This window comes from Nonomuraea monospora, from assembly GCF_039531895.1.
GTDB classification, from domain to species: Bacteria; Actinomycetota; Actinomycetes; order Streptosporangiales; family Streptosporangiaceae; genus Nonomuraea; species Nonomuraea monospora.
In genome coordinates this window covers 46,289-68,515 of the sequence record NZ_BAAAQX010000038.1, presented here as the reverse complement: position 1 = coordinate 68,515, position 22,227 = coordinate 46,289, and the positions used below count along the sequence as shown (strand labels likewise).

At 71.1% G+C, this 22,227-nt stretch carries 24 protein-coding genes and 2 tRNA genes; 18 read left to right on the top strand and 8 right to left on the bottom strand.

All coding sequences use genetic code 11. The annotated features are described in order from the left end of the window. The first annotated feature begins 101 nt into the window (after positions 1-101). Positions 102-761, top strand: coding sequence for a type 1 periplasmic-binding domain-containing protein (locus ABD331_RS47430; RefSeq protein ID WP_344491062.1), 660 nt, complete (start codon positions 102-104; stop codon positions 759-761). 42 nt (positions 762-803) lie between these two features. Here the strand turns inward: ABD331_RS47430 and ABD331_RS47425 are convergent, their stop codons facing one another. The 3 genes from ABD331_RS47425 to ABD331_RS47415 are packed head-to-tail and all read right to left on the bottom strand — an operon-like array spanning position 804 to position 3,015. Then, positions 804-1,307 carry an NUDIX domain-containing protein gene (locus ABD331_RS47425; RefSeq protein ID WP_344491059.1) on the bottom strand — a complete coding sequence of 168 codons (504 nt, stop codon included), beginning with the start codon at positions 1,305-1,307 and terminating at the stop codon, positions 804-806. A 42-nt stretch (positions 1,308-1,349) separates the two neighbouring features. Next, the gene (locus ABD331_RS47420; protein ID WP_344491056.1) at positions 1,350-2,093 is read right to left on the bottom strand and encodes an ABC transporter permease; all 744 of its coding nucleotides are present in this window, start codon (positions 2,091-2,093) and stop codon (positions 1,350-1,352) included. Beyond that, complete coding sequence (locus ABD331_RS47415; RefSeq protein WP_344491053.1) at positions 2,074-3,015, bottom strand: ATP-binding cassette domain-containing protein; 942 nt, start codon at positions 3,013-3,015, stop codon at positions 2,074-2,076. Before ABD331_RS47415 ends, ABD331_RS47420 begins: the two co-directional genes overlap by 20 nt. 414 nt (positions 3,016-3,429) lie before the next feature. On the opposite strand from ABD331_RS47415, the gene ABD331_RS47410 reads away from it, so the two are divergent. The 5 genes from ABD331_RS47410 to ABD331_RS47390 all read left to right on the top strand — a co-directional run bounded on the left by ABD331_RS47410 (position 3,430) and on the right by ABD331_RS47390 (position 6,545). Continuing rightward, positions 3,430-4,434, top strand: coding sequence for a lysozyme (locus tag ABD331_RS47410; protein WP_344491050.1), 1,005 nt, complete (start codon positions 3,430-3,432; stop codon positions 4,432-4,434). A 43-nt stretch (positions 4,435-4,477) separates the two neighbouring features. Beyond that, complete coding sequence (locus ABD331_RS47405) at positions 4,478-4,999, top strand: C40 family peptidase (protein ID WP_344491047.1); 522 nt, start codon at positions 4,478-4,480, stop codon at positions 4,997-4,999. A gap of 84 nt (positions 5,000-5,083) precedes the next feature. Continuing rightward, positions 5,084-5,314 carry a transposase gene (locus ABD331_RS47400; RefSeq protein WP_344491044.1) on the top strand — a complete coding sequence of 77 codons (231 nt, stop codon included), beginning with the start codon at positions 5,084-5,086 and terminating at the stop codon, positions 5,312-5,314. A gap of 39 nt (positions 5,315-5,353) precedes the next feature. Continuing rightward, positions 5,354-5,426: transfer RNA gene (locus tag ABD331_RS47395), tRNA-Thr, on the top strand. Between the two features lie 57 nt (positions 5,427-5,483). Continuing rightward, entirely contained in the window at positions 5,484-6,545 is a 1,062-nt protein-coding gene (locus ABD331_RS47390; protein WP_344491041.1) for a WD40 repeat domain-containing protein, read from the top strand. 31 nt (positions 6,546-6,576) lie between these two features. Here the strand turns inward: ABD331_RS47390 and ABD331_RS47385 are convergent, their stop codons facing one another. Next, positions 6,577-6,840, bottom strand: coding sequence for a hypothetical protein (locus ABD331_RS47385; protein ID WP_344491038.1), 264 nt, complete (start codon positions 6,838-6,840; stop codon positions 6,577-6,579). Between the two features lie 170 nt (positions 6,841-7,010). On the opposite strand from ABD331_RS47385, the gene pstS reads away from it, so the two are divergent. The 8 genes from pstS (at position 7,011) to ABD331_RS47345 (ending at position 12,691) form a co-directional block, all read left to right on the top strand. Further along, a complete protein-coding gene (gene pstS, locus ABD331_RS47380) occupies positions 7,011-8,081 on the top strand; it encodes a phosphate ABC transporter substrate-binding protein PstS (protein ID WP_344491035.1) in 1,071 nt (356 codons plus the stop codon). Positions 8,082-8,258: 177 nt separating this feature from the next. Then, positions 8,259-8,332, top strand: a tRNA-Met gene (locus ABD331_RS47375). 71 nt (positions 8,333-8,403) lie between these two features. Beyond that, the gene (gene rpmG / locus ABD331_RS47370; RefSeq protein ID WP_019632658.1) at positions 8,404-8,568 is read left to right on the top strand and encodes a 50S ribosomal protein L33; all 165 of its coding nucleotides are present in this window, start codon (positions 8,404-8,406) and stop codon (positions 8,566-8,568) included. A gap of 220 nt (positions 8,569-8,788) precedes the next feature. Further along, a complete protein-coding gene (locus ABD331_RS47365) occupies positions 8,789-9,238 on the top strand; it encodes a MaoC family dehydratase N-terminal domain-containing protein (RefSeq protein WP_344491031.1) in 450 nt (149 codons plus the stop codon). 1 nt (position 9,239) lies between these two features. After that, positions 9,240-9,668: a MaoC family dehydratase gene (locus tag ABD331_RS47360; RefSeq protein WP_344491028.1), complete on the top strand. Its 429-nt coding sequence runs from the start codon at positions 9,240-9,242 to the stop codon at positions 9,666-9,668. A 105-nt stretch (positions 9,669-9,773) separates the two neighbouring features. Continuing rightward, positions 9,774-10,844: a glycosyltransferase family 2 protein gene (locus ABD331_RS47355; RefSeq protein WP_344491025.1), complete on the top strand. Its 1,071-nt coding sequence runs from the start codon at positions 9,774-9,776 to the stop codon at positions 10,842-10,844. A gap of 11 nt (positions 10,845-10,855) precedes the next feature. Next, the gene (locus tag ABD331_RS47350) at positions 10,856-11,893 is read left to right on the top strand and encodes a UDP-N-acetylmuramate dehydrogenase (RefSeq protein WP_344491022.1); all 1,038 of its coding nucleotides are present in this window, start codon (positions 10,856-10,858) and stop codon (positions 11,891-11,893) included. 228 nt (positions 11,894-12,121) lie between these two features. Then, complete coding sequence (locus tag ABD331_RS47345; protein ID WP_344491019.1) at positions 12,122-12,691, top strand: TMEM165/GDT1 family protein; 570 nt, start codon at positions 12,122-12,124, stop codon at positions 12,689-12,691. Here the strand turns inward: ABD331_RS47345 and ABD331_RS47340 are convergent. Continuing rightward, on the bottom strand, positions 12,688-15,540 hold the full coding sequence (locus ABD331_RS47340) for an ATP-binding protein (protein WP_344491015.1): 2,853 nt from the start codon (positions 15,538-15,540) through the stop codon (positions 12,688-12,690). The genes ABD331_RS47345 and ABD331_RS47340 overlap by 4 nt on opposite strands. A gap of 101 nt (positions 15,541-15,641) precedes the next feature. Next, positions 15,642-15,788 (bottom strand): hypothetical protein, encoded by a 147-nt coding sequence (locus ABD331_RS47335; protein ID WP_344491012.1) that lies wholly within the window; start codon positions 15,786-15,788, stop codon positions 15,642-15,644. A 199-nt stretch (positions 15,789-15,987) separates the two neighbouring features. On the opposite strand from ABD331_RS47335, the gene deoC reads away from it, so the two are divergent. The 4 genes from deoC to ABD331_RS47315 are packed head-to-tail and all read left to right on the top strand — an operon-like array spanning position 15,988 to position 19,364. Beyond that, positions 15,988-16,917 carry a deoxyribose-phosphate aldolase gene (gene deoC / locus ABD331_RS47330; RefSeq protein WP_344491009.1) on the top strand — a complete coding sequence of 310 codons (930 nt, stop codon included), beginning with the start codon at positions 15,988-15,990 and terminating at the stop codon, positions 16,915-16,917. A gap of 3 nt (positions 16,918-16,920) precedes the next feature. Then, positions 16,921-18,339 (top strand): aldehyde dehydrogenase family protein, encoded by a 1,419-nt coding sequence (locus tag ABD331_RS47325; protein WP_344491006.1) that lies wholly within the window; start codon positions 16,921-16,923, stop codon positions 18,337-18,339. Beyond that, entirely contained in the window at positions 18,332-18,526 is a 195-nt protein-coding gene (locus ABD331_RS47320) for a hypothetical protein (protein WP_148433332.1), read from the top strand. Before ABD331_RS47325 ends, ABD331_RS47320 begins: the two co-directional genes overlap by 8 nt. Then, complete coding sequence (locus ABD331_RS47315) at positions 18,519-19,364, top strand: aldehyde dehydrogenase family protein (protein ID WP_344491001.1); 846 nt, start codon at positions 18,519-18,521, stop codon at positions 19,362-19,364. The genes ABD331_RS47320 and ABD331_RS47315 overlap by 8 nt, the downstream gene beginning before the upstream one ends. 16 nt (positions 19,365-19,380) lie before the next feature. Here ABD331_RS47315 and ABD331_RS47310 read toward each other — a convergent pair whose 3' ends face one another. Together ABD331_RS47310 and ABD331_RS47305 are read right to left on the bottom strand one after the other, a co-directional pair. Next, positions 19,381-20,733, bottom strand: coding sequence for a leucine-rich repeat domain-containing protein (locus tag ABD331_RS47310; protein WP_344490998.1), 1,353 nt, complete (start codon positions 20,731-20,733; stop codon positions 19,381-19,383). A 27-nt stretch (positions 20,734-20,760) separates the two neighbouring features. After that, the gene (locus ABD331_RS47305) at positions 20,761-22,224 is read right to left on the bottom strand and encodes an amidase (RefSeq protein WP_344490995.1); all 1,464 of its coding nucleotides are present in this window, start codon (positions 22,222-22,224) and stop codon (positions 20,761-20,763) included. Positions 22,225-22,227: the final 3 nt, after the last annotated feature.

Below are 22,227 nucleotides of genomic sequence, written 5' to 3'. Positions count from 1 at the left end.
TCATCGATGAACCACGCAGGGCGAAAATAACTCGCATCTCTACTGATTGGTCGCAATGAGGTAGAAATTAGGCGCCCTTCCCGCCGTCCTGGAGGAACCCCATGCGCTCCCGGCTCCTGGCCGCGGCAGCCGCGGTCGCCGTACTGATCAGCGGGTGCGGCGCGGGCGACGACTGGTCCGAGCCGCACGAGAAGCCGTCCGCCGCCGGCACCCTCGGCCCCGGGTTCCACGACCCCGCCACCCCGCCCTCGCCCGAGGCCACGATCACGCCGCGCCCCGGCTCCTGGGACGACGTCCGCCCGCCCGCCGGTTACCGGGTGGTCCTGCTCACCACCGGGCAGGACGCCCAGACGAAGACGCTGGTCAACGCGGTGACGGAATGGGCGGAGGCCGAGGACGCCAGCCTGCGGACCGTCACCGCCGCGGCGCCCGCCGAGTACGTCGAGCGCATCAGCGGCGCGATCGCGCTCAAGCCCGACCTCGTCATCAGCGCGGGGAACGCGCTCGTCGATCCCTTGGCGCTGGTCTCCGCCAGCCACCTCGACCAGCAGTTCCTGGTGGTCGGCGCCGAGCTGGCCGAGCCGACGGAGAACGTCACCGCCGCCGACTGGACCGGCGCTTCGTTCCGGGGGGAGGGGCTGGGCATGTCGTCGGCGTACGACCCGGCCAGCTTCACGCCAGAGCGGGCGGGGCGCGCGGTCAGGGCCGGGGTGGCGGCGGTGCTGAACGGGCTGACGGGCATCGTCGTCTGGCTCGACTGACGGCCTTGCGCGCGCTCGGCTCCCCGCGCGAGGCTCCGGCGGTCACCCCTTCAGGAGGGGCAGCCAGGTGCGTTCGGGGCAGACGCGCTCGATCTCCTCGCGCGGCAGCCAGTCGGCGCTGGTGCTCTCCGAGCCCGCCGGGGGCCGCGTCGGCGCGCCCGGCTCCGGCAGCACCGCGCGGAACATCGCCATGTACGCCAGCGACGGGTACCGGTAGCCGGCCGGCGGCGGCTCCAGCAGCTCGATGCGCTGCCAGGCGAAGATCGACAGGTCGGACGGCGGCAGGCGCAGGCCGGTCTCCTCGTACAGCTCCCTGGCCGCCGCCTGCGCCAGGGACTCGCCCGGCTCCAGGTGGCCGCCCGGGATGTCCCAGCCGCGGCCCGCCCGGTCCACGTACGTCATCAGCGTCCGGCCGCCGGAGTCCGACACGAACGCGAACGCCGACGTGGTCTGCTCCGCCGGGGGAAGGGTCTCGGTAAGGATCACGTCGAGGCGGTGCGCCACCGGGATCCAGGGCACCGTCCGCGTCGCCACCACAGAAGTCACCAGCTCACTCTGGTGGCGACGGGAAACGGATGTCAAAACGGCTCATAGACCTCGGCGCAGCGCCCGGTTGCCCAGGTAGAGGCCGATCGCGGCGATGGCGCAGGCGGCGGCGGTGCCGTACAGGATGGCGGGGTTCGCCAGGTCGCCCGCGAACAGGGCGCGCTGGGCGTCCACGAGGTAGGTGACCGGGTTGAGCTGCCCGAGCGTCCGCAGCCAGGCGGGCGCGGTCTCCAGCGGGAGCAGCACCCCCGAGAGCAGCAGCAGCGGGAACATGATCGACTGGCTGACCACGTAGAACAGGGTGCCGCCCGGAGCCGACTTGATGGCCAGCACGAACGACAGCGCCCCCAGCCCCACGCTGAAGACCACGAGCTGCACCAGCGCCGCCAGGACGCCCGTCAGGTGCAGCTCGAAGCCCAGCGGAATGGCCAGCGCGATGATCAGCACCGCCTGCACGAGCAGCGTGAGCACGGCCTTCACGCTCTTGCCGACCAGCATCGCCGTCCGGTTCAGCGGCGTGACCATCAGGCGCTCCATCGCGCCGCCGATCAGCTCGACCAGCAGCGTGTAACCGGCGCTCATCGGGCCGGTCAGGCACATCATGACCAGGATGCCCGGCACGAACCACTGCCACGACGCGCCGACGGCCCCGTCCAGCAGCGACCCGAACAGGAACAGGAACAGCAGCGGCTGCCCCATGTCGAACAGCAGCCCGGCCGGGTTGCGCAGGCTGGGCCTGATCTCGCGGGAGAAAACGGTTGTGGTGTCACGCAGGAACGTCGTCATCGGTGAGGCTTCTCCCGGTCAGGGTGAGGAACACGTCGTCGAGGGTCGGGCGGATGGTCTCGGCGGTGACGACCTTGATGCCGGCGGCGTCCAGGGTCCGCAGGTAGCCGGGCAGCGCGGCGGTGGCCTGGGCCACCCGCAGCCGCACGGTGAGCCCGTCGGCGGCGCCGCCGCCGATCTGCGCGGCCGTCTCCGCGTCGTGCTCGGTGCCGGTGGTGATCACGATGTGGTCGCCGGCCAGGTCGTTCTTGAGCTGCTCGGCGGTGCCGTCCGCGATGATCCGGCCGCCGTCGATGATCACCACCCGCTCGGCCATGCTGTCGGCCTCCTCCAGGTAGTGGGTGGTCAGGAACAGGGTGGTTCCGTACGTCTCGCGCAGGCGCAGGATGTGCTCCCAGATCTCCGCGCGGCTCTTCGGGTCGAGGCCGGTCGAGGGCTCGTCGAGGAACAGCAGGTCGGGGCGGTGGATCAGGCCGAGGGCGATGTCGAGGCGGCGGCGCTGCCCGCCCGACAGGGTGCCGGGCAGGCGCTTGGCCAGCGGCGCCAGGTCCAGCAGGTCGAGCAGCTCGCCCGCACGGGCGGCGGCCTCCCTCGGGCGCAGGCCGTAGCAGCGGCCCTGGGAGACCAGCTCGTCACGGACGAGGCAATCCTCGCCCGCGCTGTTGCGCTGCCCCACGTACCCGATGCGGGCCCGCACCGCCGCCGGATCCCCGGCCACGTCGTGGCCGGCGACGGTGGCGGTGCCGGAGGTGGGCGGCAGGAGGGTGGTGAGCATGCGCAGCGTGGTGGACTTGCCGGCGCCGTTCGGCCCCAGGAACGCGACGAGCTGGCCGGCCTCCACGTCGAGGTCGATGCCGCGGACGGCCGGCACGCTCTCCTTCTTGACGGTGAACACTCGGGTGAGCTCCCGGGTATGGATCATGGTCGCCTTCCTCCGGGCATGGCGAAGAAACCCCTGGTCGGGGGGCGCTTCAAGGATCGAACCCAGTTTGTGCAGCCTTGAGCTGATTTGGCAAACGCGAATGTGACGTTCATGAACGGCTCTGACCTGCGCTGACACCGTCGGGAGCGGTGTCTCTGACGTGGCCAATTTCGTGGCTCCGAAGTGCGGTTTCATCGCGTTCTGCGAATATTTCGCGCAGGTGCGAACGGGTCGTGCTCGTCAACGGGCTGCCGGGCTCCGGCAAGACCACGCCGGCCGTGCCGCCGCGCGTGTGGAGCAACCGGCCGGGGCGCGGCCCCTGGGGCTCGGCCCCGTCTATCGGGTGCGCACCTCGGAGGTAATTGATATTTCTGGACTTGCGGAATTGAGCGTGGCTCCGCAATGATCTCCCGCGTGAAACGTCTCTTGTTATTAGCGGCAATTGCCACGGTCGGCATGACCGGCGTCGCGCACGCGGCCGACGGAGTGCCCGGGGTCGACGTCAGCAACTGGACGGGCGACATCGACTGGGCGAGCGTTGCCGCCGGAGGCGGAAAATTCGCGTTCGTGCAGGCCACCGAGGGTGCTGACTACACCAACCCGCGTTTCGCCGCTCAGTACGACGGGGCCGCCGCGGCAGGGCTCGTCCGGGGCGCCTATCACTTTGCGCAACCGCACGAAACCGATGGGACAACGCAGGCCGACTATTTCCTGCAGCACGGCGGCAACTGGGTCAGCGACGGCCAAACCCTGCCGGGAGTGCTCGATATCGAGGACAATCCGTACAAGGACACGAACGGCAAGAACAACTGTTACGGGCTGTCCGTCGAGGACATGGTCACCTGGCTCAAGGACTTCACGAAGAAGTACCGCGACGCCACCGGCCGGCACGCGATCATCTACACCACCACGAGCTGGTGGCAGACATGCACGGGGAACTCGGCCAAGTTCAAGTCCAACCCGCTCTGGCTGGCCCGCTGGGGCGGCGACCCCGGTGAGCTGCCGAAGAGCTGGAAGAGGTGGACGTTCTGGCAGTCGGCCGACAAGGGGCCGCTGGTCGGCGGCGGGAACACGTTCAACGGCACGGAGTCGCAGCTCGCCACGCTGGCCAACCCGCCCGCGTCGGTGAGCGTGTCGGGCCAGGCCAAGAACAGGAAGACCTACACGGTCACCATCAAGAACACGGGGCCGCACCCGGTCAAGGACATCAAGCTGTCCGGCAGGGCGTTCGGCGGCCAGACCGTGGTCCGGGCGCCGGGCTGCGACTTCAGCGGCACGGCGGTGCGCTGCACGATCGGCGAGCTGCCGCGCGGGCAGAACAAGACCTTCACGTTCACCACCAAGCCGAGGAAGTCGAAGGGCGCCGTCGGCATGTACGTGACGGTTGGTTCGGTGAAACTCACTCTTAAGTCTCGATAGGGCAGGATAAATCCCAAGAGCAGGGCTTTTGGGAGGGCAGAGGATGAGGCGGCGGTCAGCGCTGGCAGCGACGCTGCTCCTGCTGACCGCCACGGCCTCCGTGCCCCTCGGGCTGTCCATGCCGCCGCTGATCGTGCGGCTCTCGTACGAGATCGAACAGCGCGGGATCGTCTACTCGTGGGGCGGCGGCCACTCCGCCTCCCCCGGGCCGTCCAAGGGCACCTGCCGGGGCTACAAGGGGCGGATCAAGCCCTGCCCGGCGGCCAGGACGCGCGGGCTCGACTGCTCGGGGTTCGCGCGGTGGGTGTACGCGCTGGCGCACGGCGAGGACGTGCTCGGGCCGGGGAACACCGACGACCACGTACGGAAGATGCGCCGCGTCTCCTCGCCCCGACCGGGGGATCTCGTCTTCTTCGGCAAGATCACCAAACGGTCGGTGAAGACCCATCACGTCGGCATCTACCTGGGCGGCGGCAAGATGATGAACGCGCCCGAGACCGGGGCCGTGGTGCGGGTGGACGAGATCGGCCGCAAGAAGGACTTCGCCGGGTTCTTCCGGTACTGAACGGGGACCTGTGCCGAATCGGTATGCCTGTAACGCCTGTGGCGCGGCGAAAAATGAGAGACCCCACGGCTAGTGTGTGCCGCTATGGACAGGCGATGGGTCGGGCTCGACGGGTACGAGGTCGTCGGCGCGGTGCGGGCGGGGCAGCAGGTGCTCCGGGTGCGCAGGAACGGGTGGCTGGTCGCCGACTGCACCTCCGTGGCCGAGGTGGCCAGGCACGTTGATCTGGCCGACCTGTGCGAGGTCATCGAGATGCCCGCGCGGCGGCGGGCGGAGAGCTCGATGGCGGCCGGAACGAGTTCGCATCATCGCTGAGTGCCGTGTATGGTTACACCTGTCCGCAGCGCCGGACAGGCCCCTATAGCTCAGTCGGCAGAGCGTCTCCATGGTAAGGAGAAGGTCAACGGTTCGATTCCGTTTGGGGGCTCGCATCGTGAGCAAGTGGAACGCCCGGTCTGAGAATCTCTCAGGTCGGGCTTTTTTGATGACCTCCCGCGCTCTCGGGTTACTCCTCCTCGCCGCCTCCTGCACCGTGGCCCCACCCCCCGAACCCGCCCCATCTCCTCCTGCGATCCAGGAGATCACCGCCTACCCGTCGCCCGAGCCAGGCCGCGATCTCGGGCCTCCCATGTACGGGCACCGCAGCGAACCGCTCCCCGGCTACGGCGGGGGCGTCGAGACACTCGCGGTGACCCAGGTCCGGGGCAAGGCCATAGCCGTGACCGCCGGCAACGACGACACGATCCGCACGTGGGACCTGGCCACCCGCAAGCCGTTCCGCCCGCCCCTCTCCTGCGCGTGCGTCGAGTACTCGCCCATGGCGACGGCCACCCGGGCAGGGAAGCCGGTCATCGTGTACGGGGACGGCGAGCACGGGCTGGTGGCCCGCGACGCGGCGACGGGCAAGCGGGTGGACAGCAAAGAGGTCCTCGTCGCACCCGGTGAGCTCTCCGTGAACGGCTCCCTCGTGGCCACCACGACGGAGGACGGCGACGTCGCATTCTGGGAACTGTCCGAGGGAAGCCACGCCCGGCCGGTGGACGCGTCCCAAGTGGACACCGTCGCGCTCGGCGACCGGCTCATCGCCACCGCCTCCGGCACGCAGATCAGGCTCTGGGACCGGACCACCGGCCAGCCGGCCGGCAAGCCGATCGCCAGCGGCGGCCAGGCGGAAGCCCTGGCGATCGGGCAGGTCGACGGCAGGACCATCGTCTTCTTCTGGCGCAAGTACGCGCCCGGCCGGGGCGGCATCCGCCTTTGGGACGCCGCCACGGGCGAGCCGTACGGCAAGGCCCTGAGCTTCCGCTCCACCGCCATGGCCGTCACGCGCGCCGGATCCCGCACCGTGCTCGTCACCGGGCACGAGGACGGGACGGTGATCGTGTGGGACCCGCGGACGATGGAACCGCTCCTGCCGCCCTTCTCCGGCCATCACGGCGCCGTCAGCGGGGTCGCGGTGACCACGCTCGAAGGCGAACCGGTCGCCGTCTCCAGCGGGCGTGACGGCAGCGTCCGGATCTGGGACCTGGCCGGCCTTTCCGGCTGAGTCGGCGGCCGAGGGGTGCGGCACGCGGCGTTTACCGGCTGGAGCGGCGACCGCGTACGAGCAGGGCCATCACCCACCAGGCCGCTGCCTGGACGATCGCCGCCTTGGCGTACCAGCCCCACGGGATCGGGTCGTCGCCGACCAGCAGGGAGAACGCTGCTCCGATGGCGAACATGCCCAGGCCGGCGACGGCGCCGCTGGTGGCGAGGGTGAGGACGGGGCGGGCGGCGACTTGCTGCCCGTACCAGTTCACGGCGGTTCCGGTCTGCCGGCGGGCTGTTTCGATCAGTGCCACGCCCTCAGCATGCCACGCGGTTCCGCTATTCGGGCGGCTGATCCGTCCTGTTCCGCTGCGCCCGTCACGTCGCATGGTGGCCGGGGTGCGGGTGCTCCTTGTTCGATCAAGCCCGAGATTTGAGACGAGGCTGATGGGCCCCGAGCCGCCGCGTCCGTAGCCTGAGAAAGATGGCAAGGTCAACCTGGATCGCCTCAGCGGCCGTGGTCGCCGCCATCATCGTGGTGATCGGTGTCGCCGTGGCGAGCGGAATGGTGCTGCTCGGCGGCCAGGGTGAGCGGCGGGAGCCGCCGGTCACCGATGCGGCGCGCGGTTCGGGGTCGACGGCGCAGAAGGGCGCGATGGACGCGTGGCGGGCGGACTTCGCGCGGATGCATCCGGGGTTGCGGGTGACCTATGACGCCAACGGGTCCGGGGCCGGGATCAGGGATTTCGTCGAGGGGCGGAGTGCGTTCGCGGGGTCCGATGTGCCGATGACGCCCGAGGAGCAGGTGCGGGCGGATCGGCGGTGTGGTGGTCGGGCGGTGCATCTGCCGATGGTGGTGGGGCCGATCGCGGTGGCGTACAACCTGCCGTCGGTGCCGGATCTGAGGTTGTCGCCGGGGACGTTGACCGGCATCTTCAGCGGGCGTATCACCAGGTGGGACGATCCGCGGATCGTGGCGGACAACCGGGGCGGCAGGCTGCCGGATACGAAGATTCACACTTTTCGCCGTTCTGACGACTCTGGCACCACCTACAACTTCCTGTCCTACCTGCGGGCGGCCGGGCGGTGGCCGCAGCCGCCGTCGAGGCGGTGGCACGGGCCCGGGCGCGGGGTGATGAGCTCCAGTGACATGACGCGGGCCGTCAAGCACACGCGGGACTCCATCGGGTACGTGGAGTACGGGTTCGCGAGCAGCGCGCGGCTGACGGTGGCGAGGATTCGCAACGCGGCGGGGCAGTTCGTCGCGCTGTCGCCGCAGAGTGCGAGCAAGGCGTTGAAGGGGGCGAAGAGTGCCGGGCGGGCGGACGATCTCGTGGTGCGGATCGACTACACGACCATGGTTTCCGGGGCCTACCCGCTGGTCCTGACGACGTACGAGATCATCTGCGCGCGGGACACGGACCCGCTGGTGCTCACCTTCCTCGGCTACACGGCGAGCGACGCCGGGCAGTCCTACCTGTCCCTGTACGGTTACGCGCCGCTTCCCGACGACCTGTTGGCCAAGGTCCGCGGGCGGCTCGGTAGCACCACCTGAAGGCTGCTACGCTGATCACCCCTCGGGGGAGGGCCGCGGCGGGCGGGGCTGCCGGGCGGTTGATTTCGGTTGTCGGGGTTCCTGAGGCATACTGGGAGCACCCCACCTGACCGGGTGAGTTACGAATGTGCTCGCCGTGTCGGGTATCCTCTACGGGCCGGGCCTTTCCGGCTCAAAGGCGGAGTAGCTCAGTCAGGCAGAGCAAACGGCTCATAATCGTTGTGTCGCCGGTTCAAGTCCGGCCTCCGCTACTGCCCAATCCCAGGTCGCCAGGCCTGGGTATGGGCGTGTCCATGTCCCGAACGTAGAAAGGCACTCCCAAGTGGCTGCCACCGACGTTAGGCCTAAGATCACGCTGGCCTGCCAGGAGTGCAAGCACCGCAACTACATCACGCGGAAGAACCGGCGCAACGACCCGGATCGGCTTGAGCTGAAGAAGTACTGCCCCAACTGCCGCTGCCACCGCGCGCACCGCGAGACCCGATAGGGCCTCCGGGCAGGGCTTCTGCCCTCCTACAGACATACCTAGCGACATATCGCACAACCGGCGTCCCCTAGCAGGGCGCCGGTTTGTCGTGTTTTATGGGCCTCTTCTGGGCCCTCGCATGGGCCGGGCAAAAAGCAGGCCATCCCCAGCGACAGCCGAACCTTGTTCTGTTAGCGTCGGCCCCATCAGCGCTGGGACGGAGACATGCAAGGGAGCAGCGATGGCCTTGAATCGTGACTTCGTGGGCAGAACCTATCCGCCGAGTGCCCCGTACGAGGTCAGCAGGGTGAAGATCAAGGAGTTCGCGGCCGCGATCGGCGACAACAACCCCCTCTACCGCGACAGGGAGGCCGCCCAGGCCGCCGGGTACCCCGACGTGATCGCGCCGCCCACCTTCCCCATCGTCTTCAGCCTGCAGAGCGGCGGCGAGGCGCTGGTGGACCCCGACCTGGGTCTGAACCTGGCCATGGTGGTGCACGGCGAGCAGCGCTTCGAGTACGTGCGGCCCGTCCACGCCGGCGACGAGCTCGTCATCTCGTCCACCATCACCGACATCCGCACGGCCGGGCGCAACGAGCTGCTGACGGTCAGGAGCGACGTGCGGACGGTGCAGGGCGAGCCGGTCTGCGTGACGTACAACACGATCGTCGAGCGTGGAGGGGCCGGCTGAGATGACTGCCACGGTGAGGTACGACGAGGTCGAGGTCGGGCAGGAGCTGCCGGCCGCGGAGTACAACGTGCGGCGGGTCAACCTGGTGATGTACGCGGGCGCGTCCGGCGACTTCAACCAGATCCACTGGAACGAGCGCTTCGCCAAGATGGTCGGGCTGCCCGACGTGATCGCGCACGGCATGTACACGATGGCGCAGGCCGGGCGGTTCGTCACCGACTGGGCGGGGGATCCGGGGGCGGTGGTGGATTTCGGGGTGCGGTTCTCGTCGATGGTGGTCGTGCCGGACGACGATCGCGGGGCGACGATCTCGGTGAGCGGGGTCGTGGAGGAGAAGCTCGAGGACAAGAGGGTGGTGGTGGGGCTCACCGCGAGGTCCGGGGACGCGAAGGTGCTGTCCAAGGCACGGGCCGTGGTGCAGCTCTCTTGAGAGGGCGGGTGTGATAAGGCGGGCGGCTGGCGGGTAGCGCGTGTCGGTATGACTGATGCTGCGCGACAGGTTTGGCCGACGATCCAATCGATCCCCGTCTCCGCGGTGACCGACGCCAAGCCGCCCGCCCACCTGCGCCCCGCGCGTCCAGGAGGGGTGGCGGGCGGCACCGGCACAGGCCGGGACACGGCGGGCGGCGCGACCCTGGGCGGCGGCGGGCGGGCCCCCGGGGTCGGCACGGCGGGCAGCCCCCGCCCCAGGAATGAGGGTGAGCACGCCAGGATGAACCCAGCCGCCGAGCTGGGCTTCTCCGGAGATCCGGGCCAGCACGGCGACCCGGGTGACGAGATGTTGCACGCCCAGCGCGTCTGGGACGGCACGCTGGCCACCAACCGGCTCGACGAGCTGGGCATCGACGCCGAGCGGCAACGCGTGGAGACCAAGGACGTCACGGTGGGCGTGGGCCTGCTCGTGGACGGCTGGCCGGAGGACGTGCGCAGGTGCCTGCAGTCGCTCGTGGACCACACGAACGCCCGGATCTTCGCCATCGACCTGGGGAACGTGGACGGCGCCGGCGACGTGCTGCGCGAGCTGGCCGAGGGGTACCCGGAGCGGATCGCCGCCTGGCACGTCGCCGAGCAGCCGCACTGGCGGGGTGGCACCGCGACGTGGGGCGAGGGCAGGGCGAAGCTGCTGCGGCTGGACGAGTCCGAGGTGCACGTGCTGATGGACACGGACGTTGCGCTGCGCGGCGACGCGCTGACCCCGCTGGTGGCGGCGGTCGTGGAGGGCGCGGTGGCGGCGGGCTGGCGCGGCCTGGAGCCGTCGGACGGCGCCACGGAGCAGACGAGTATCGGCATCATGCCGCAGTGGCAGGAGGGGCCGGGCGGCGCGGGGCCGGAGTGGCGGCAGGCGGGGCCGGGGAAGGTGCGGGCGCTGACCGGCGGGCTGTTCGCGGTGCGCCGCGCGCAGGCGATCGGGGCGCTGCCGGAGGACGCCTGCTTCGGCGCGTACGCCGATCTGGAGCTCTCGCTGGCCCTGCGCGGCGACCTGGTCGTCCCTGACGAGCAGCCGCCCGTGGAGTGGCTGGGCAGGCACGAGGTGCCGTCCGGCTACCTGGACCGGGAGTCCCGGCGCAACTACGACGGGGTGCTGCGCATGCTGAGTGCCTCCTAAGCTAGTTGCTCATGGAGATGCTCGCGCCGTACACCACGCTGCGCCTGGGCGGCCCCGCCCGTGACTTCGCCGAGGCGACCTCGGCGGAGCAGCTCGTGTCACTGATCGCCGAGGCCGACATGAACGGCGTCCCCACGCTGGTGCTCGGCGGGGGCAGCAACGTCGTGGTGGCCGACGAGGGGTTCGACGGGCTGGTCGTCAAGGTCGCCACCGAGGGCGTGACCGTCTCGCGCGACGGCGAGGAGGTCGTGCTGGTGGTCGCGGCGGGCGAGGACTGGGATCGGCTGGCGGCCCGCGCGGTGGCCGAGGGCTGGTCGGGCATCGAGTGCATGTCCGGCGTGCCCGGCCTGGTGGGCTCGACGCCCATCCAGAACGTCGGGGCGTACGGCCAGGAGGTCGCCCAGACCATCAGGTGCGTGCGCGCCTACGACCGGCGCACCCGGCAGGTGGTGGACCTGGAGGCCCGGCAGTGCGGTTTCTCCTACCGCGACAGCCTCTTCAAGCGCGACCTGTCCAGGTACGTGGTGCTGGCGGTGACGTACGCGCTGGATCTGTCCGAGTTGTCCGGCCCGCTGGCGTACGAGGAGCTGGCCCGCAGGCTGGGCACCGAGGCCGGTGGCCGGGTGCCGCTCGACCGGGCGCGTGCGGCCGTTCTGGAGCTGCGCAGGGGCAAGGGCATGGTGCTGGACCCGGACGATCCGGACACGCGCAGCGCGGGCTCGTTCTTCACCAACCCGGTGCTGACGCCGGAGCAGGCGGCGGAGCTGGCCGTGCGCGCGCCTGGGCATCCGCACTGGGAGCTGCCCGGCGGGCTGGTCAAGGTGCCGGCCGCGTGGCTGATCGAGCAGGCGGGCTACCCGAAGGGCTACACGCGCGGCCCCGTGCGCATCTCCACCAAGCACACGCTCGCCCTCACCAACCCGACCGGCAGCGCCACCGCCGCCGACCTGCTGGCCCTGGCCAGGGAGGTGCGTGACGGGGTGCGCGAGAAGTTCGGGGTCACGCTGGTCAACGAGCCGGTGCTGGTGGGCTGCGCGCTAGGGGAATAAGCACCTGGGCGGGGCTGTTATGGTGGGTTGGAATTACCGAGGGGGAGTAGTCCCAATCGCGTGATCGACACACTGGCGCCCTGAGTGGCGCCCGGTCGCGCGGGCCTTGACGGGCGGACGAGACCTTCGGCCTGGCAGTCATGCGATGAAGACGCTGCCGGGCCGAGAGTCGTGCCCGAAGATCTCCCCGGGTGCCTGCTTCCGGCCCGGTCGCGCGGAAGAGGACCGTTGGAAGCGTTCTGGATCAGCACCGTCGCCATTTTCGTGGCCGAGCTCGGTGACAAGAGCCAGCTCATGGCGATGACGTTCGCCACCCGTTTCAAGGCGTGGATCGTGATCCTGGGCATCACGGTCGCCACGGCCGTCGTGCACCTCCTCAGCGTCGCGCTGGGCGGGCTGGTCGGCGACTGGCTGCCGACGACGGCGATCTCCATCGTGGCGGGCCTGGCCTTCCTCGGCTTCGCGGCGTGGACGCTGCGCGGCGACGAGCTGACCGAGGAGGAGTCGAAGAAGGCCCAGCGCACCACCAGGAACGCGCTGATCGCGGTGACCGTGGCGTTCTTCCTGAGTGAGCTGGGCGACAAGACGATGCTGGCGACCATCACGCTGGCGACGCGCTACGACGACTGGGTCGGCACGTGGATCGGCTCGACGGTGGGCATGGTCGCGGCCGACGCGCTGGCCATCCTCGTGGGGCGGCTGCTGGGCAAGCACCTGCCGGAGAAGGCCATCAGGTACGGCGCCGCCGCCGCGTTCGCCGTCTTCGGAGTGATCCTCCTCGTGGAAGCGTTCCTCTAGGAGAGCAGCGAGAGCCGGTGGGCGGCCGCGGCCGCCTCGCCGCGCGTGGTGACGCCGAGCTTGCCCAGGATGTTCGACACGTGCACGCTCACCGTCTTCGCCGAGATGAACAGCTCGGCCGCGATGTCGCGGTTGGTGCGCCCCTGGGTGACCAGGCGCAGCACCTCCAGCTCGCGCGGCGTGAGCAGCTCGGACGGCTCGTGCGCCTGCTGGAGGCCGCCCACCCGGCGCGACAGCGCCTCGATGTCGGCCACGAGCGGGGCCGCGCGCAGCGCCTGCGCCAGCGGGAGCGCCGCCTTCAGCCGGGTCGCCGCGCCCTCCCTGTCACCGTCGCGGGCGGCCACCCCGGCCGCCCGCAGCAGCGCCTTGGCCTGGTTGTGCGGGCGTCGCAGCCGCTCCCAGGCCGCCGCCGCGGCGTCGAAGTCGCCGGAGTACGACAGCCGGTAAGCCTCCACGACCGGCCCCTTGGCGGTCAGCTCGGCGGCCACCTCGGCGGCGAGCCGGCGTACCGACGCGGTGCGTTCCGGCTCGATGTCCTGGGCGGCGTCGCAGACGACGCGGAGCGTGGACAGCAGCCGCCAGCCGAGCATGGCCTTGCTCGGCTGCTTGAGCCGCGCGAGCACCTCCTCGGCCTCGTTCAGCGCGCCCCCGGGGTCGCCGTTGGTCAGGCGCCAGCCGATGCGCAGCCGGGCGTTGTTGACGATGTCCTGGACGAACTCCTCGTGGTGGTCCTTGAACACGCCGATCTCCGCCAGCAGCGCCTCGACGAACGGCAGCTCGCCCCTGGCCATGGCGATGTCGGCGCGCACGCGCAGCAGGGCGTACCTGTGGCGCAGGACGGGGCCGTGGCTGAGCGCGTTCTGGACGATCTCGATGGCCTCGTCCCAGCGGCCCAGCACCTCCAGCGCCTCGGCCCAGTTGTTGGCGATGAACAGGCCGCTGGCGCGCAGCCGGCCGTACTTCTTGGAGGTCCGCCAGCCGTCCTCGGCCAGGCGCAGCGCCTCGTCCTCGCGGCCCATGTCGAGCAGCGCGTCGATGTTGTTGGCGAGCGCGCGGGTGATCAGGCGGGCGGAGTCCTCGTCCCTGCCGATCCGCAGCGCCTGCTCGTTGAGCGCGACCGTGTTCTCGGTGTCGCCGTTGAAGGAGTGGCCGAGCGCCTGATTCATCAGCAGGTCGCCTTCGAGGCAGCGGTCGCCGTACTTCCTGGCCAGGCGCAGGCCCTCGTCGAGGAGGCCGCGGGCCTCCTCGATCCGGCCGCGCAGCATCAGGTGGCGGCTCAGCGTCATGACGACGTGGGCCCGGTCGAGGCTGTCGCCGGGGACCAGGTCGAGCGCCTGCCTGAGGTCGTCGATGACGCCCGGCTGGCCCTTGGAGTTCTTGCACGCGGACCGGCGCACGATGAGCTGGGCCACCCGCTCGGGCTCCCGCGTCTCGTCGAGCTGCGACAGCGCGGCCTTGACGAACCTGACGACCTTGTCGACCTCGCCGCCGGCGTTGGCGGCCTCGGAGGCGCGCTCCAGCACGGCGGTGTGGTCGGCGCCGATCAGCTCGGCGGCGTCCGGCACCCGGTCCCACAGCATGAGCACGCGCTCCAGCAGCGGGACGGCCTCGGTGTAGGCGTAGGCCTTGAACGACTTCTGCGCCGCCTCCCAGGCCGAGATGAGGGCCCAGCGGTCGTCGCGGGCGCCGTACCAGTGGTGTGCCAGCTCGACGGCGGCGCGGCCGGGCGGCACGAGCCTGCGGTCCTTGGAGATCGCCTCGGCGAACCTGGCGTGCAGGCGCTGGTGCTCGCCCGGCAGCAGCTCGTCGTGGACGGCCTCGCGGATGAGGGAGTGCCGGAAGACGTAGGCGCGGTTGTCGGCGATCTGCAGCACGTTGCCGGCGATGGCGGGGCGCAGCGCGCTCTCCAGCTCGACGTCGGACAGGCCGCTCACGGCCGCCAGCAGCGGATGGCCGACGCGGATGCCGCCGGCGGCGGCCACGCGCAGCACGCGCTGGGTCTCCTCGGGCAGCCGCTCGACGGAGCCGAGGATGAGGTCCTGCATGGAGTCGGGGAAGGTGCAGTCGACGCCGCACTCCAGCAGCGCCTCGACGAACAGCGGGATGCCCTCGCTGCGCTCGTAGACCTTCTCGACCGCGCCGTACTCGGAGGTCGTGCCGAGGATCGCGGTCATCTGCTGGGCGACCTCGTCGCGCGACAGGCGGGGCAGGTCGAGCCGGTGCACGCCGTGGACGCGGCCCAGCTCGGCCAGGACCGGCCTGAGCGGGTGCTGGCGGTGCAGGTCGTCGGACCGGTACGTCATGACCATCAGCACCTGCGGCGCGTGCAGGTTGCGGCTGAGGAAGGCGATGAGGTCGCGGCTGGAGCGGTCGGCCCAGTGGATGTCCTCGATGACGAGGATGGTGGGGCGGCTGTCGGCCAGGCGTTCGAGGAGGGTGAGGAACTGCTCGAACAGGCGGGCGCGGCCCGTGTCGGTCTCGCCGTCGCCGTTGGGCTCCCCGAACTCGGGCAGCAGCCTGGCCAGGTCGCGCTCGGCGCCGTCGGGCAGCAGCGCCGCCACGGCGGCCGGCCCCTGCTCACGGACGAGCTGGCGGAGCGCGGCGGTGAAGGGCGCGTACGCCAGACCTTCGGTGGACAGCTCCACGCAGCCCCCGAAGAGCACGTGGGCGCCGCCGGCGGCGCACTGCTCGGCGAAGCGCTGGACGAGCCTGGTCTTGCCGACCCCGGCCTCGCCCCCCAGCAGGACGGCCGTCGCGGTGCCCGAGCGCGCCTCGGCGAAGCTTTCCGCCAGCGCCGCCAGCTCCTCTTCCCGCCCTACGAAGACGGGACTGACAGAACGTCCCCGCATGTCGTCCAGCATGTCATGCAACTTCCGGTGCTTTCGACGGTTTTATGGCGGTATCGAGACCCGGCCGCGGGCACGCTCGCGGCCGGGTTCTCGTGGGACGGTCATGACGTACGGCGCTTGCCGAAGAACGAGCGGCGCTCGCTCTTGTTACGCTGCTCGGCCTCGCGTACGCGGCGGTGGTGGGCGGCCGCCTTGCGCAGCTCGTTCGCCTGACTCTTCATGAGCTCGTATTCCATCTCGGGATGCATGGTGTTTCTCCTGTTTGTCGGTGTCGTTTTTTCGACATCTTCAGCTTCGGCCTAAGGCCCACCCCGCCACATCGGGTGGATGCCTTATCTCCGGCGCGAGAACGCCCCCGGCATACCTAGGACCTGGGCACCGGGTGCCCTAAGGTGGTCCGGTTTGGAGGTAGTGGCCCTGGTCGGCGATGCTGTCTAGGTGTCAACTGTGACTACCTCGCTCGCGGACGTCGCCTCGTCCGACGCGGCGTTGCGAGCATTCCTGCAGGGCCTGCCCGGGGTCGACCGGGTCGGCGCGGACCAGCGGGCGGCGATGCTGGGCACCCGTTCGATCAAGACCACGGCCAAGGCGCAGGCCATTGACCTGGCCATCTCGATGGTCGACCTGACCACGCTGGAAGGGGCCGACACGGCCGGCAAGGTGCGCGCGATGTGCGCCAAGGCCGTGCGGCCCGGCGGCGACGCGCCCTCCGTGGCGGCCGTCTGCGTCTACCCCGACCTCGTCCCCGTCGCGGTCGAGGCGCTCAAGGGCACCGGCGTCAAGGTGGCCTCGGTGGCCACCGCGTTCCCCAGCGGCCGCACCTCGCTGGAGGTCAAGGTGAGCGACACCGCGCTGGCGGTGTCGGCCGGGGCCGGCGAGATCGACATGGTGATCGACCGGGGCGCGTTCCTGTCCGGGCGGTACATGAAGGTGTACGAGGAGATCGTCGCGGTGAAGGCGGCCTGCGGGCAGGCCCACCTGAAGGTGATCCTGGAGACCGGCGAGCTGTCCACCTACGACAACGTGCGGCGCGCGTCCTGGCTGGCGATGCTGGCCGGCGCCGACTTCATCAAGACCTCCACCGGCAAGGTGTCACCGGCCGCCACGCCGCCGGTCACCCTGATCATGCTGGAGGCCGTGCGCGACTTCCGCGACGCGACGGGCCGCCAGATCGGCGTCAAGCCGGCGGGCGGCATCCGCACCACCAAGGACGCCATCAAGAACCTGGTGCTGGTCAACGAGACGGCCGGCGACGACTGGCTGACCCCCGACTGGTTCAGGCTCGGCGCCTCCTCGCTGCTCAACGACCTGCTGATGCAGCGCCAGAAGCTGGCCACCGGCCGGTACGCGGGTCCCGACTACTTCACCCTGGACTAGACGATGTTCGAGTATGCACCGGCCCCCGAGTCGCGCGACGTCGTTGACCTGAAGTCCTCCTACGGGCTGTTCATCAACGGTGAGTTCGCCGACGGCTCCGGCCCCACCTTCAAGACCGTCAACCCCGCCACCGAGGAGACGCTGGCCGAGGTGGCCACCGCCACCTCCGACGACGTCGACCGCGCCGTCCAGGCTGCGCGCAAGGCGTTCGGCGTCTGGAGCGCGCTGCCCGGCGCCGAGCGGGCCAAGTACCTGTTCCGCATCGCGCGGCTCGTCCAGGAGCGGGCCAGGGAGCTGGCCGTGCTGGAGTCGCTCGACAACGGCAAGCCGATCCGTGAGTCGCGTGACGTGGACGTGCCGCTGGTCGCGGCGCACTTCTTCTACTACGCCGGGTGGGCCGACAAACTGGCCTATGCGGGGTTCGGCACCAAGCCGCTCGGCGTCGCCGGGCAGGTCATCCCGTGGAACTTCCCGCTGCTCATGCTGGCCTGGAAGATCGCCCCCGCGCTGGCCTGCGGCAACACCGTGGTGCTCAAGCCGGCCGAGACGACGCCGCTGACCGCGCTGCTGTTCGCCGACATCTGCCGGCAGGCCGACCTGCCGCCCGGCGTGGTGAACATCGTCACCGGCGCGGGCGAGACCGGCGCCGCCGTGGTGGCGCACCCCGACGTGAACAAGGTGGCCTTCACCGGCTCCACCGAGGTCGGCCGGGTCATCGCCAGGTCGGTCGCGGGCACGAGCAAGAAGCTCACCCTGGAGCTGGGCGGCAAGGCCGCGAACATCGTCTTCGACGACGCGGCGATCGACCAGGCCGTGGAGGGGATCGTCAACGGGATCTTCTTCAACCAGGGCCACGTGTGCTGCGCGGGGTCCCGGCTGCTCGTCCAGGAGTCGATCCAGGAGGAGCTGCTGGCCGCGCTCAAGCGTCGGCTGGGCACGCTGCGGCTGGGCGACCCGCTGGACAAGAACACCGACATCGGTGCCGTCAACTCGGCCGAGCAGCTCGCCAAGATCCGGCGGCTGAGCGACCTGGGCGAGTCGGAGGGGGCCGAGCGCTGGTCGCCCGCGTGCGAGCTGCCCGGCAAGGGGTTCTGGTTCCCGCCGACGCTGTTCACCGGCGTCGCGCAGTCGCACAGCATCGCCAGGGAGGAGATCTTCGGCCCCGTCCTGTCGGTGCTGACCTTCCGCACGCCCGCCGAGGCCGTCGAGAAGGCCAACAACACGCCGTACGGGCTGTCGGCCGGGGTGTGGACCGAGAAGGGCTCGCGCATCCTGTGGATGGCCGACAAGCTCAGGGCCGGCGTGGTCTGGGCCAACACGTTCAACAAGTTCGACCCGACCTCGCCGTTCGGCGGCTACAAGGAGTCGGGGTACGGGCGTGAGGGCGGGCTCGCCGGGCTGGAGGCCTACCTTGATGTGTGAGCACCGCCGGGCCCGCCGCCGTCAGCGGCGGGCCGAGGCCACCAGGGGGCACGCCTTCGCCAGGGCCGGCCGGCCCGTGCGCACCGGCTGGTACGCCCACCGCTGCGGCGTGAGCCGGTGCGGGCAGGTCTTCGTCCCGGTCCAGATGTCGCAGGAGTCCACGTGGAGGGGGCGGGGCGATGAGTAGGTTGTCCGTCAAGAAGACCTACAAGCTGTACATCGGCGGGGCGTTCCCGCGCTCCGAGAGTGGAAGGTCCTACCCCGTGACCTCGGCCAAGGGCGAGTTCCTCGCCAACGCCTCGCGGGCCTCGCGCAAGGACGCCCGCGACGCCGTGGTGGCCGCGCGCAAGGCGTTCCCCGGCTGGTCGGGTGCGACGCCGTACAACAGGGGGCAGATCCTCTACCGCGTCGCCGAGATGCTGGAGGGGCGGCGCGCGCAGTTCGCCGAGGAGGTCGGCGGCGCCAAGCGCGCCGCGCTGGAGCAGGTGGACGCGGCCATCGACCGGCTCGTCTGGTACGCGGGCTGGTCCGACAAGATCGCCTCGGTGCGCGGGGCGGCGAACCCGGTGGCCGGGCCCTACTTCAACCTGTCCACGCCGGAGCCGACCGGCGTGGTGGCCGTGGTGGCGCCCGCCGATCCGCTGCTCGGGCTGGTGTCCGTGGTCGCGCCGGTGATCGTGACCGGCAACACCTGCGTCGTGGTCGCCTCCGAGCCCGCGCCGCTCGCCGCGATCACCCTGGCCGAGGTGCTGGCCACGTCCGACCTGCCGGGCGGGGTGGTCAACGTCCTCACCGGGCGGCAGGCCGAGCTGGCGCCCTGGCTGGCGGCGCACATGGACGTCAACGGGCTCGACCTTACCGGGGCCGAGGACGCCGACCTGGCGCTGAGCTGCGAGCAGGCGGCGGCGGAGAACCTCAAGCGGGTGCTGCGGCCGGTCCGGGAGGACTGGGCGGCCGATCCGGGGACCGGCCGCATGACGCGCTTCCTGGAGACCAAGACCGTCTGGCATCCGATCGGCGGCTGAGCGTGCGCCCGGGGCCTCAGTACTTCTGGTACAGGCCCCGGGCCTTCAGATCCGCGACGAGGTCGGCGGGCAGCGCGCGGCAGTCGGCGACGCGGACCTCCTTGAGCGACGGGAGGCCGGTGACCGCGCCGAGGTCGCTCAGCTTGGGGCAGTTGTAGAGGTCGAGCGTGCGCAGCGCGGGCAGCCGATCGACGTCGCCGAAGGTGCGCAGGTCGTCGGTGAAGCAGACGTGCAGTTGCTCCAGGTGCGGCAGCCCAGAGAACGGGGTGAGGTCGGCGAGCTGCTCCAGCCCCTGGAGGGTCAGCACGCGCAGGGCGGGCATGCGGGCGAGCGCCGAGAAATCGGTCAGGTCCTCCGCGTAGGCCAGGTGCAGCTCCTCCAGCGACGGGTGCCCTTCGAGCCCGTCGAGCGAGGTGAGCCGCTGGTCCCGGTCGATGCTGAGCCGTCGCAGCGCGGGCAGCCGCGACAGCGGGCGCAGGTCGGGCAGCGCGGCGGGCGGCAGGCCCAGGGTGGTGAGCCGGGGGTGGTGGCCGAAGCCGTCGAGGCTCTTCAGCTTCGTGCTGCCGCCCAGGAAGAGCGTCTCCAGCTCCGTCATGACGCCGATGCCGTCGAGGCCGGTCAGGCGGGTGCTGTGCAGGTGCAGCTCGGTGACGGAGCCGAGGTCGCGCAGCCCCTCCAGGGTGGTGATCTTGGTGCGGCTCAGGTCCAGCTCCCTGAGGTCGCGCAGCCCCGACAGGCCGCGCACGTCCTCGAGGTGCCGGCAGCCGCTCAGGTCGAGCACTTCGAGGTGGGGGAAGGCGTCGCCGACCCCCGCGACGCTCGCCACCGACGTGCCGCGCAGGTCGAGCCGGCGCAGGCCGCGCAGGGCGAACAGCGGGGTCAGGTTCGCCACCTGGCGGCAGTTGCGGAGCAGCAGGCTCTCCAGCCCGGCCAGCCCGGACAGCGGCCGTAGATCGCTGACGGCCGCGCAGCCGTCCAGCTCCAGCGTGCGCAGCCCGGACAGCGCCGCCAGCTCGGACAGGTCCGTCAGCGACTTGCACTGGTCGAGGGTCAGGCTCTCCAGCATCGTCAGGTGACGCAGCCCAGTGAGCGAGCCGGTCCTGCTCAGCTTCAGCTCGGCACGCCCCTCGGCGTCGAAGGCCGGGGCCAGCACGTGCTCCGCGAACCCGTCGGGGTCGAGCGCCTGGGGCCAGAGCTTGAGCAGCTTGTCCGTGGACGGCTTCGCGATCTGCGCGTAGTCGTCGGCCAGGGTGAGCGCCTCGCGGCCACGGCCGTCCAGCGCGAGGCGCCGGACGGCCTTCCAGGCGTTCGCGGGGGACGCGGTCGCCAGCTTCGTGCGTAAGGTGATCAGATCTGCGGACTGGATCATGCCAGGAGACCCTACGGGGCCGCACCGTCAGAAAGAGAATCCCGGCGGCCTGAGCGGCGGATGGGCCGCCTGGAGCTGGGCCGCCAGGCCCAGGAGATGCGGCTCGCCGCCGGGCGGCGCGACGATCTGCACGCCGATGGGCATCGCGCTGGAGTGCGTCGCCACCGGGACGCTGATCGCGGGCCAGCCGCACATGTTCCACGGGCTGGCGGTGGGCGCGTAGGTGACGTTCGTCCACGCGTTGCGCACGAAACCGTGCTCGCCCCAGCGCTCGGCCTTCGGCGGTACGGCGGCCAGGGCAGGCGTGATCAGCGCGTCCGCCTCGCCGAACCACTGGTCGGCGCCGTAGCCGCTCCAGCGCTCCCGGCCGCGCACCCCGTCCAGCCTGAGCGCCCGCAGCAGCCGGCCCGCGCGGGCCAGCGCCCTCGTGCGGCGCTCCAGCCCGTCCAGGCCCTCGGCGGACTCGGCCGCCCTGACCAGCCAGGTCGCGATCGTGGCCGGGCCCAGCCACACGGGCAGCCTCCGCTCGTGCTCGACGACCGTGTGCCCGGCCACGCGCAGCGTCTCCGCCGCGCCGCGCACCGCCGAGGCGAACTCCTTGTCCATCCGCATGCCGGGCGGCAGCGGCTGCGGCGCGTACGCCACCCGCAGGTCGAACGGCTCCGGGCTGGCGGGCGGCGGCTGCGCCTCCCACACCTCGTCGTCGTCCGCCCAGACCGAGCGCAGCATGCGCGGCGGCGGCTCCACCCGCCGCCCGCCCCGCCACGCCTCCGCCAGCGCCGGATCGGCGGCCAGCACCGACAGCGCCAGCGCCAGATCCGGGGCGGTCGTGGCCAGCGGGCCGTTCTCGGTGAGCCGCTCCCAGTCGTCCGCCGGCGGCGGCACCAGGCCGGTGCCCGGCTTGACGGCCAGCACGCCGCAGCACGCCGCCGGGATGCGCAGCGAGCCCATGCCGTCGTTGCCGAGCGCGATCGGCACCATGCCCGCCGCCACCGCCGCCGCGCTCCCCGACGACGAGCCGCCCGCCGTGCGCGCGGTGTTCCAAGGGTTGCGGACGATGCCGTACGCGCTGTCGCCCAGCGCCACCAGCCCCAGCTCCGGCAGGTTGGTGACGCCCACGATCACCGCCCCCGCCGCCCTCAGCCGCGCCACCGTCACGTGGTCCTCCGGCGCGGGCGTGCCCGGCGTGGCGGCCGACCCGCCCCGCGTGGCCTCGCCCGCCACCTCCAGGTTGTCCTTGACCGCCACCGGCACGCCCGCCAGCGGCAGGTCGGCCAGGTCGCGCCGCTTCTGCAGCAGCCGCGCCTCGTGCACGGCCTGCTCCCTGACCCGCCGGAACGCCCCTATCTTCTGGTCCCGCTCCGAGATGACGTGGAGATGCTCCTCGACGACGGTCGTGGCACTGACCTCACCATGCCGGACGGCCGTCGCGATCTCGATGGCGGACCTGCCTGCCCACAACATGAGAAGAGTGTGCAGGTTTTCACTCATCGT